Source organism: Mesorhizobium sp. P2_F5, assembly GCF_056403715.1.
This window is the reverse complement of the sequence record NZ_JBFUEY010000034.1, coordinates 29,334-39,732: the sequence shown is the minus strand read 5'-3', so window position 1 is coordinate 39,732 and position 10,399 is coordinate 29,334. Positions and strand designations below refer to the sequence as shown.

At 63.0% G+C, this 10,399-nt stretch carries 8 protein-coding genes and 1 pseudogene; 5 read left to right on the top strand and 4 right to left on the bottom strand.

All coding sequences use genetic code 11. The annotated features are described in order from the left end of the window. A pseudogene (locus AC1DYO_RS29795) lies at positions 1–138 on the top strand (IS481 family transposase); the annotation flags it as partial. Here the strand turns inward: AC1DYO_RS29795 and AC1DYO_RS29790 are convergent. From AC1DYO_RS29790 to AC1DYO_RS29775, 4 genes are read right to left on the bottom strand one after another with little or no spacing between them, the layout of a single operon-like run. Beyond that, on the bottom strand, positions 139–1,047 hold the full coding sequence (locus tag AC1DYO_RS29790; RefSeq protein ID WP_477267948.1) for a phosphotransferase: 909 nt from the start codon (positions 1,045–1,047) through the stop codon (positions 139–141). After that, positions 1,044–3,461: a GcvT family protein gene (locus AC1DYO_RS29785; protein ID WP_477267947.1), complete on the bottom strand. Its 2,418-nt coding sequence runs from the start codon at positions 3,459–3,461 to the stop codon at positions 1,044–1,046. The genes AC1DYO_RS29790 and AC1DYO_RS29785 overlap by 4 nt, the downstream gene beginning before the upstream one ends. Before the next feature lie 11 nt (positions 3,462–3,472). Beyond that, on the bottom strand, positions 3,473–5,926 hold the full coding sequence (locus AC1DYO_RS29780; RefSeq protein WP_477267946.1) for a GcvT family protein: 2,454 nt from the start codon (positions 5,924–5,926) through the stop codon (positions 3,473–3,475). Then, positions 5,923–6,807 (bottom strand): phosphotransferase, encoded by an 885-nt coding sequence (locus AC1DYO_RS29775; protein WP_477267945.1) that lies wholly within the window; start codon positions 6,805–6,807, stop codon positions 5,923–5,925. Before AC1DYO_RS29775 ends, AC1DYO_RS29780 begins: the two co-directional genes overlap by 4 nt. 425 nt (positions 6,808–7,232) lie before the next feature. On the opposite strand from AC1DYO_RS29775, the gene AC1DYO_RS29770 reads away from it, so the two are divergent. The 4 genes from AC1DYO_RS29770 to AC1DYO_RS29755 all read left to right on the top strand — a co-directional run bounded on the left by AC1DYO_RS29770 (position 7,233) and on the right by AC1DYO_RS29755 (position 10,212). Further along, positions 7,233–7,997: a DeoR/GlpR family DNA-binding transcription regulator gene (locus AC1DYO_RS29770; RefSeq protein ID WP_181056418.1), complete on the top strand. Its 765-nt coding sequence runs from the start codon at positions 7,233–7,235 to the stop codon at positions 7,995–7,997. 415 nt (positions 7,998–8,412) lie between these two features. Then, on the top strand, positions 8,413–8,613 hold the full coding sequence (locus tag AC1DYO_RS29765; RefSeq protein ID WP_477267944.1) for a hypothetical protein: 201 nt from the start codon (positions 8,413–8,415) through the stop codon (positions 8,611–8,613). Further along, a complete protein-coding gene (locus AC1DYO_RS29760) occupies positions 8,610–9,221 on the top strand; it encodes a DedA family protein (protein ID WP_477267943.1) in 612 nt (203 codons plus the stop codon). The genes AC1DYO_RS29765 and AC1DYO_RS29760 overlap by 4 nt, the downstream gene beginning before the upstream one ends. 79 nt (positions 9,222–9,300) lie before the next feature. Continuing rightward, positions 9,301–10,212, top strand: a complete 912-nt coding sequence (locus AC1DYO_RS29755; RefSeq protein WP_477267942.1) for a LysR family transcriptional regulator — start codon at positions 9,301–9,303, stop codon at positions 10,210–10,212. Positions 10,213–10,399 lie beyond the last annotated feature (187 nt).

Genomic DNA, 10,399 nt, shown 5'->3' with positions numbered 1-10,399 from the left:
GCTGCCTACAACTTCGCCCGCAGGCTCAAGACCCTCAAAGGCCTCACGCCCTACGAGTTCATTTGCAAGGCATGGGCTGCACAGCCAGAACGCTTCAAGCTTGATCCGCTCCAGCAAATGCCGGGACTAAACAACTAGCTAGCCCTTTCGCACAGCCGCCAGATGGCGTGAAAACTCAGGCGTCTCCATCAGCGCCTTGCAGCGGGCGAAACGGCCGTCGGCATAGGCACGGAAATCCTCGACCGGGTTGTTGTTGGCAAGCTGGATCAGCCCCCAAAGCGTCCACAACAGATCGCACATCGCCTTGTAGATGACGATGCGGCCGCGTTCGGCCGGCTTTGCCTCGCCGCCGAAATAGGCGCGCATCATCTCTTCCTCTTGTGCTGTGTCGAATTTGCCTTCGACGCTGAGATCGCCGAGATCCCAGAGCGGGTCGTTCATGCCCGAATATTCCCAGTCGACGATCCACATCCGTTCGCCCGTATCGAGAAAATTCTCGCACAGCGGGTCGCAATGGCAGGCGGCAAGCGGCAGCTCATGGGCGGCAAGGGCAGCCCGCACGGCTTCGGATTCGCGCACCACATCGTGGTAGCTGGGTGGCAAGGCGACGTCCTTGGTCGACAAAACCTTGAGATAGTCGTCGATCATCGCAAACAGTTCGAAGCGGAACGGGAACACCGCGCCAGACGAATGCAGCTTGCGGAAGGCCTCGCCGGCGCGGGCCGGACTGCCGGCGCGCAGCTTGAATTTTTCGGGCGACATCGTCTCGGCGCCGGCAACGAAGCGGCTCACCAGCACGCCGGTCGCAGCGTCGACATGCAGCACTTCCGGACTGACGCCGGCCTTGGCCGCCTCACTTGCGGCGACGGCTTCATTGGCGCGGTTGATATACTCCTCGGTGCCTTTGCCGGGAATGCGCAGGCAGATATCGCCGGCCCGGAAAACGAGATTGGTCATGCCGCCCAGCCGCTCGATCTTGCCGTCGAAATCCTTCAGCGACGGGATATCGGCCATGGCCTTTCGGGCAAGCGCGAGGTCGTCACTCATGCGCGCAACCTTTCCATTTTCGGATCATAGAGCGTACGCGGCCCGCGTGTCGCTCTGTAGGTCTTGCCAAAAGCCTCGATCTCGAAGGTCGTCTCACCGGCCAGTGCTACCGGGAGATAACCGAAGGCGATGGTCTTGCCGAGCGTATAGCCATAGCCGGTCGACGAGGTCGAGCCGACGACCTTGCCGCCGAACAGGATCGCCTCGCCGCCGTGGAACGGCGCGAAGCCATCGACGGTGAAGGAACAGAGCTTGCGCGTCACGCCCTCTGCCTTGATCCGCGTCAGCGCTTCGCGGCCGATGAAATCGCCCTTGTCGAGCGCTACCGCAAAACCGAGCCCGGCTTCGTAAGGATTGTAGTCGGGCGTGATGTCACCGGACCAGTAGAGATAGCCCTTCTCCATGCGGCAGGCGTCGATGGCGCGGTAGCCGGCATCGGCAATGCCATGCGGCTCGCCCGCCTCGCGCAATGTCTCATAGACATGCACGGCGTATTCCTGCGGTACGTAGAGCTCGTAGCCGAGTTCGCCGACATAGCCGACGCGGACAGCCAGAGCGGTGGCGTTGCCGACCTCGATGGTATGCGCCGCAAGGAAAGGCAGGGCGGCGTTGGAAATGTCGTCATCGCTGACCGATTGCAGAATGTCGCGGGCGCGGGGGCCGCACAGATTGATCACGGCGTACTGGTTGGTGACATCGCGCAGTGAGACATCGGACGGCAGATGCCCCGACAGCCAATGCCGGTCATGCACGCCGAAGCTGGAGCCGGTAACCAGCAGGAAGCGGTCGTCGCCGACATGAACGATGGTGACATCGGCTTCGATGCCGCCCTTTTCGTTGCAAAGCTGGGTGTAGACCGCGCGGCCGGGTGCGCCGGACAGGTCATTGGCGGCGATGCGCTGCAAGGCCGCCTGCGCGCCCTTGCCGGCGATCTCGAATTTCGAGAACGAGGTCTGGTCGATGAGGGCGGCGCGTTCGCGGATGGCCCGCACCTCATGACCGACTGCATCGAACCAGCCTGGCTTGTCCTCGAAACTGCCGAGCTCGACCGACTTTCCGTCATCGACCGAGAACCAGTTCGGCCGCTCCCAGCCGAATTTGGAGCCGAAAACGGCGCCATTGTCGCGCAGGATCTCGTGCAGCGGCGAAAGCCGCAGGCCTCGCCCTGCATGCGATTCCTCGGTCGGCCAATGGATCTTGTAATAGGCGCCATAGGCCTCGATGGCGCGCGCTTCCAGGTAGCGGCCTTGTGCCTGCACCGCGCCGAAACGGCGCACGTCGAAGGGCCACAGATCCATCCCGGCATCGCCATGCAGGATCATGTTGGACAGCGCCAGCCCGGCGCCACCGGACGCCGCGATGCCGGCTGTGAAGCCGCAGGCGACGAAGAAATTGTCGAGTTCCGGCGCCAGCCCCATGATCGGTTCGCCATCGAAGGAGACCGGGATCGGCCCGTTGATGACGGTCTGGATGCCGATCTCGTTGAGCACCGGCAGCCGCTCGGCGGCCGGCAAAGCGAACAGCTCCAGGCGATCCATGTTGGGCGGGAAGAGTTCGCGGCCAAAATCGAGCGGCGGCATGCCGCGCCAGCAACCCTTGCTGCCGTCTTCCCAGCCGCCAATGGCAAAGCTGCCGGTGTCCGGCTTGAGATAGAAATTATGGTCGGGATCGCGCAGTGTGGTCAGGTTCGGGTCGAGCTTCAGCGTCTTTTCGGTGAGGAAATACTGGTGCTCGACCACGCCCGCCGCCAGCGGCACGCCGGCCATCTTGCCGACGCGCCTGGCCCACAGGCCAGCGCAATTGACGAGGATGTCACAGGAAATCGAGCCGCCATTGGTGACGACGCCAACCGCGCGCCGCCCCTCGATGACGATCTCTTCGACGGTGACGCCCTCTTCGATGCGGGCGCCGTTCTGCCGTGCGCCCTTGGCATAGGCCATGGTCAGCGAATAGGGGTCGATATAGCCGTCGCCTGGAATGTAGGCGGCGCCCTCGATGCCGTCCTTGACGATATAGGGGAAATGCTGGGCGGCTTCATCGGCCGACAGCGAATGGCACTCGACACCAAAGCTCTTGGCCTGCGTCATCGACCGGCGGATTTCGCTCCAACGCGCAGCGCTGCTGGCAAGCCGTAGCGAGCCGACCTTCTTCCAGGAGATCGCTTGTCCGGTCTCGGCCTCCAGCCGGTCGAAGACGGCGACCGAATTCTGCATCAGCCGCGTCAGGTTGCGTTTGCCCCTGAGCTGTCCGACCAGCCCGGCCGCGTGCCATGTGCAGCCATGGGTGAGCAGCGATTTCTCGACCAGCAGCACATCCTTGGCGCCATCACGAGCGAGGTGATAGGCAACCGAAGTGCCGACGGCGCCGCCGCCGATGATCAGGATGTGGACGTGGCGATCCGCACGGAAACTCATCGCTGCACCCACTACGCCTTGATCTTGCTCATCGAAGGATCATACATCGGCTCGAGATGGATTTTCGCCGGCGTCCGCTCCATCGCCACCACCAGCTCATAGTCGCCGGAGCTGAGAAAGTCGTCGCTGACGCCATCGGCATTGCGCACATAGCCATAGCCGATGTTCTTGCCCAGCGTGTAGCCATAGCCGCCGCTGGTGAGGTAGCCGACCGGCTCGCCATTGCGCAAAATCGTCTCGCGTCCGACAAGCACGATATCGGGATCGTCGACCGTGAAGCCTGCAAAGCGTTTCTTCAGTTCGGCGCCGCTGATCTTTTCGAGTGCCCGGCGGCCGACGAAATCCGTGTTTTTCCTCAGCTTTACCGCCCAGCCAAGCCCGGCCTCCTGCGGCGTGTCGTTGGGCGTGATGTCGGAACCCCAGGCGCGGTAGCCCTTCTCCAGCCGAAGCGATTCCAGCGCCCGGTAGCCGATCGGGCGAATGCCATGCGGCTTGCCCGCCGCCACCAGCGCGTCGAAGATTTCCCCGGTGGCGGCGATCGGCACATGCAGCTCCCAACCGAGCTCGCCGACATAGGTGACGCGCAGCGCCCGCACCATGTGACCGGCGATCGCGATCTCTCTGATTTCGCCGAACGGGAAGCCGGCATTCGAGACATCCGCGTCGGTGACCGCCGCAAGAACGTCGCGGGCGCGGGGCCCCATCAGCGACAGCGTTCCAAAATCCTCGGTGACGTCCTTTAGCGTCACGTCAAGCTCCTTGCCGACATGGTCGCCAATCCAGGAGAGATCATGCGTGCGGAAGCCCGTGCCGGTGACGATGTAGAATTTGTCGTCGGCAAGCCGCGCCACAGTCAGATCGGCCTCGATGCCGCCGCGCGTGTTGAGAAGCTGCGTGTAGGTCAGCCGTCCCACCGGCTTGGCGACATCGTTGGCGCAGATCCAGTCCAGCGCCTTCGCCGCGTCAGCGCCCGTCATCTCGTATTTGGCAAACGAGGACTGGTCGAAGATGCCGACCTTTTCGCGCACATGCCGGTGCTCGTCGCCGACCGACGCGAACCAGTTCTGCCGGCCCATCGAATAGATGTCTTCGGGCTTGGTGCCCTCCGGCGCAAACCAGTTCGGCCGCTCCCAGCCAAGCTTGGAGCCGAACACGGCGCGGTGCTCTTTCAGCCGGTCATAGAGCGGCGAGACGATGCGCGGCCGTCCCGAGACGTACTCCTCATGCGGAAAGCCGATCGTGTAGTGCTTGCCATAGGCTTCCAGCGTGCGGTCGCTGACCCATTGCCGGTCGCGGTGCAGGCCGGAAAAGCGCCTGATGTCGACCACCCACAAATCGAGCGGCGCTTCGCCATCGACCACCCATTGCGCCAGCACCCAGCCTGCGCCACCGCCCGAGGCAATGCCGAAGGCGTTGAAGCCGGCGCCGACGAACATGTTAGCGCATTCCGGTGCGACACCGAGGATGAAATTGCCGTCCGGCGTGAAACTTTCCGGTCCGTTGATCATCTGCTTGACGCCGGCCCGCTCCAGCGCCGGCACGCGCGCGATCGCCTGGCTCATATGCTGCTCGAAATGATCGTAGTCGTCGTCGAACAGGCGGAATTCCCACTCGTCAGGCACATCGCCGCCGGGCAGGCCGGTCGCCCAGGCCTGCGGGTTCGGCTCATAGCCGCCCATCACCAGCCCGCCGACTTCTTCCTTGAAATAGGTGCGTCGGTCGGGGTCGCGGATGGTTGGCGCGTCGGTCGCCAGGCCGTCAATCTTTTCGGTGATGATGTACTGATGCTTGACCGGCTGCAGCGGCACGCTGATGCCGGCCATGGCACCGACCTGGCGCGCCCATTGCCCGGCGCAGTTCACCACCTTTTCGCAGGCGATGTCGCCCTTGTTGGTCTTCACCGCGGTGATGCGTCCGTCCTTCATGTCGAAGCCGGTAACGCGCACTTCCTCGAACAGCTTGGCGCCATGCATGCGCGCGCCCTTGGCAAGCGACTGCGTGATGTCGGAGGGGCTGGCCTGGCCATCAGTCGGCAGCCAACTCGCGCCGACGAGGTCGCTGGTCTCCAGCAGCGGCCACATCTTTTTGACCTCCTCCGGCGACACCAACTGCATGTCCATGCCGAAGCTCCTGGCCGTCGTCGCCAGTCTTTTGTATTCGGTCCAGCGGTCGGTATTGGTGGCAAGCCTGAGACAGCCTGTCATCTTCCAGCCGGTGGCGAGCCCGGTTTCGGCCTCCAGCCCCTTGTAGAGCTCGACCGAATATTTGAGCACGCGGGTGATCGAGGCCGATGAGCGCAACTGGCCGACCAGCCCGGCTGCATGCCAGGTCGAGCCGGAGGTCAGCTTGCCCTGCTCGAGCAGGACGACATCGGCCTTGTGGTCGCGCGCCAGATGGTAGGCCGTCGAACAGCCGATAATGCCACCGCCGATGACGACGATGCCGGCATGGGTGGGCAAGGTCATGGCTGTGTTCCGTATTTCGTGCGGTAATTGTCCAGCGCCGCGTCGAGCCGCGTCAGGTTTTCTGCGGTGTAGGCGATGTAATCGATGCCGGGTGCATCGAGGTAGAGTTCGGAAACCATGCTCCACATCGCCTCGCGCAGCAGCGACGCGCATTGCATGGCGGCGTGCGAACGGCGGATCGCCTCATCGGGCTCGCGCATGAAGTAGGCGGTCAGGAAGGCGAAGGAGTCGGCGTCGCTCATCTCGGCATTGGAGGCAACGCCGGCAAGGTCGAACATCGCCGTGTTGAAGCCGGCATATTCGAAGTCGATCAGCCATAGCCTATTACCATCGTCGAGAATATTTGCCGGCAAAAGATCATTGTGGCCGAAGACGATCGGCAGCAGTTTCTGCGCACGCTCCAATTCGTCGGCCAGCGCCAGAAGCCGTGGCAGCTCGTCGCGCTTGCGGCTGCCGCCTTCGTTCAACGTGCGCGCATAGTCGCGGATGACATGGAAGACCCAGAACATGAAACCGGCGCCGGAGATGTGATTGGGCATCTCGCGATGGAACCCGCGCATAAGTGCTGCGACGCGGCCGATATTGGCGCGCACGTCTTCGGCGGCATAGGTCTTCGCACCGAGAAATTCCGTGACCATGATTCCGGGTTCGGAATAACGAACCGCCGGCGCGAAGCCCGCTTCATGCGCCGCCCGCGACGTCATCACCTCGCGATCGCGAAAGACGTGGTGGAACGGATAGTCTTGGCCGAAGCGCACGACGTGCCGCCCGGCGGCGTCCTTGACCAGATAGTTCGCGTTGCTGAGGCCGCCCGGCAGCGGTGCAATGTCGACGCTGCCGTTCCAGCAGGGCAGGGCCCGGATGCGATCTTCAGCAGTCACGGGGCCACCCCTGATTTGTCGGAGCTTCGACAAGGCGCCATGCGCCGCGCAAAGAGGGTTGGGGAGCGCAAAAAATCTCGTCGGTGCGGGATGCCGGGACTCTCCTGTCCCGCGCCGCACCGACGAGCCCCTTGGCTAGGTTTTGATACCCGGTCTCCGCCCCCGCGGATTTGAAAAGTCCTTGCGCCAGATCAATCCCAGACGGTCTGGCCAGACGGTCCGGTCCGTGAAATTGCGGCTCTGCCATCACCCTCCCGTGGCAGTTCCGAAGCCTGTCACACGATCAATGTCATGCCAGAGCCGCCCGACTGTCAATCAAATGTTGTGACTTTTTTTGGGTGTTTTGCCCGAAACGACCTGCAATTCCTTTAAAAACGTCTGTATTGCCCTAAAACCGGGCAGGTCGTAGAATTCGGGAGGCCACATTGATCCATTCGAAACGGCACGGCGAAATCCTCCGTCTCCTGAAGGAAGAGGGCACCGTCACCATCGCCAGCCTGGCGGACCGGTTGGGGGTCTCGCTTGAAACCGTGCGCCGTGATGTCAAGCCGCTGACCGGCAACGGCTCGGTGCTGAAGATGCATGGCGCCATCGGTCTGCCGTCGATGACCGGCGAGGCGCCGTTCGAGCGGCGCATGCGCGACAATGCCGAGGCCAAGCGGCTGATTGCCCGCATGGTCGCCGCCACCATTCGCGACGGCGAGTCGGTGATGCTGGACACCGGCACCACGACCTCGTTCCTCGCCCGTGAGCTGCTCGGCCACCGGCGGCTGACGGTTGTCACCAACTCGTCCGACATCGCCCGCACGTTGGCCACCGTTAACGGCAACAAGGTCTACATGGCGGGCGGCGAGCTGCGCAGCGATTCCGGTGCTGCCTTTGGCGCCTCGGCGATCGACTTCGTCAGTCGTTTCTCGGTCAGCCACGCGGTGATCTCCATCGGCGCCGTCGATGCCGCCGCGGGTCTTTCCGACTATGATCTGGAAGAGGCGGAGTTCGCCCGCATGGTGCTGTCGCGCGGCCAGCGCTCGCTGGTCATCACCGACCACACAAAATTCGGTCGCCAGGGACTGGTCCAGGTCTGCGGCTTCGACGGTTTTTCCGAGCTGGCCACCGACCAGCCGCCGCCGCGCGACATCGCTTCAGCACTCGCCGAGGCGGGAGCGCGCCTCAGCATCGCGGTGGCCTAGCGCAATTCCAGTGGACCAGTTCTAGCTAAACACCAGAGACTGATGCGCCGATGTCAAACGGCCGCCTCAGAAAATCAATTTGGGTTTCTTTCGCGAAGTCCAATCTTCGCGATGTCCATGCAATCTGGTCGCCGCAAACAGCGCCTCGTCGAATGTCGGACGAGCGAGTCGCCCGCCTCAGCAAGGAGGGTCATCATGCCTGCGAACGATGCTTTGTCTTTCCTCATGGCGTGGACGCTGGCGCCGCTCCGGATCGGCTCGGTCACGCCCTCCAGTTCCAGTCTTGGGGCTCTGATCACGCGCGAGATCGGACCCGAGACCGGTCCGGTGCTGACCCCCCGGTGGTGGGGCAGCCATCAGCGGATTGCCGTTTCGGCTGATGTCACCGCGCAAGGCTTTCGCTATACTGGAAGGCGTGTTCGACGCTCTGCGGCCGGGCGCGGCCCTTTACCAATACACATTGGGCAGCCGTTGCCCTTTCGACCAGACATTGCTCGACAGGCTCGACCTGGAAGCGATCCGGCTTGGCCGCACCTTTCGCAACTTTCCGCCGGCGACGGTGTATAAGGTATCCCGGATCAAAAACCTCAAAACCTATGACTGGCGCTTCGCATGACTGATCCGTTATCGGCGATCCTGGGCTTCGGCCTGCTCGGCGTCGCCTGCCTCGCCTTCACCGAAAAGATTTTGCCGCTGCCGCCCTCGCATGTGCTGCTGTTGTTTCTCGGCATGACGGCAGCCCCGGATCTCCCGACGCTGGCGATCCTGCTCCTGGTGACGACGCTGTCCGCCATCACAGGCTGCCTTGTCTGGTATAGTGTGGGTCGTCGGATTGGATTGGATCGTGCTGACAGGCTGGTCGAGCGTTTCGGCAAATATGTCTGCCTGCGCTATGCGACCTACAGCAGACTTGGCGAGGCCTATCGCCGCCATCATGTCCGGGTATCCTTGCTGGCGCAGTTCATCCCGACGGTGCGCAACTACCTGCCGATCGCGGCCGGCGCGCTCCGCCTGCCACTCTTGCCCTTCGCTGCGGCGACGCTTCTCGGTGCCACTTTGTGGAATACCGGCTTTCTCATCACCGGCTATCTCATGCGCGGCAGCGGCCGGGATTCCTATGCCGTCGGCTTTCGTATCATCGTCATCGTCCTGGCGCTGGAGACGGCGTTCATGCTCGCGATGCGCTACGGTCCTGCCTGGCGGCGGCGCCTCGGGTTCGGCTGACAGGAGGCGCGGCAAGCCGCCACGGAATAAGCTCTGCCTTCGGCTTTCCTTCACTGCCGCGTCGGTGTTTAGTCCGGCCATGGCCTTCACCATCCGCCAGCTGCAGTTCTTCATTGCCGTCGCCGAGCAAGGCACGGTGTCGGGCGCCGCACAAAACCTATCCATCTCGCAATCCTCGGTCACCGAGGCGATCAAGGAGCTGGAAAGCGATCTCGGCGTCGAATTGTTCGAACGCCATCCGCGCGGCCTCAACATCACCCACAAAGGTCACCAGTTCCTGCGCCATGCGACCAAGATCCTGGCCGACGTCTCCGATGCGCGCCGTGCTTTCTCTGACGAGCAGGTGGTGGCGGGCGGGCGCCTGCAGCTCGGCGTCACCTCGCTGGTCGCCGGCTATGTGCTGTCCGATCTTCTGGCGCGCTACCGCCGCGCCTATCCCGGTGTCGATGTCTCGGCCATCGAAGACAATGGCGACTATCTCGAGCACCTGCTGATCGGCGGCAAGCTCGACATCGCCGTCATGGTCACCTCGAATCTGCGCGACCGCACCGCGCTGCAGTCGGAAATCCTCGAAGTCTCGGCCTACCGGCTGTGGGTGCCGCTTAGCCACAAACTGGCCAGCGCCGACATTATCGGCATCGGCGACATTGCCGGCGAACCGCTGATCATGCTGACCGTCGACGAGATCGAGGAAAGCACCGGCAAGCTTCTGGCGGCAATCGGCGCCAAGCCCTATGTCGCCTTCCGCACCCGCTCGGTCGAAGCGGTGCGCAGCCTGGTCGCCACCGGCGCCGGCGTGGCGCTGTTGCCCGACCTCGTCTACCGGCCTTGGTCGCTGGAAGGCGACCGTATCGAATCGCGCGATATCTCAGGCACTTTGCCGGTCGTCCAGGTCGGCATGGTCTGGCGCCGCGGCTCCGGCCTGCCGCAGGCGGCACGCGACTTCATCGGCCTTGCCCAGTCGCAGCGTACGGTACGCCAGCAGCGCTGATAGTCTTTGTTTTGACGCATGTCGTTCTCTCAAAACCGGGGCCACTTTTGAGCGACATGCATTAGGTATCTATCTATCGGAAAAACCGATATCGTGTTTCTGATAAATGAATTTGCGAAACCGGAATTTTCCAAGCACTTTTCGTTTCAGGGACAAAGCCGCCGTCAGAGCGGCAATGTGTCCATCG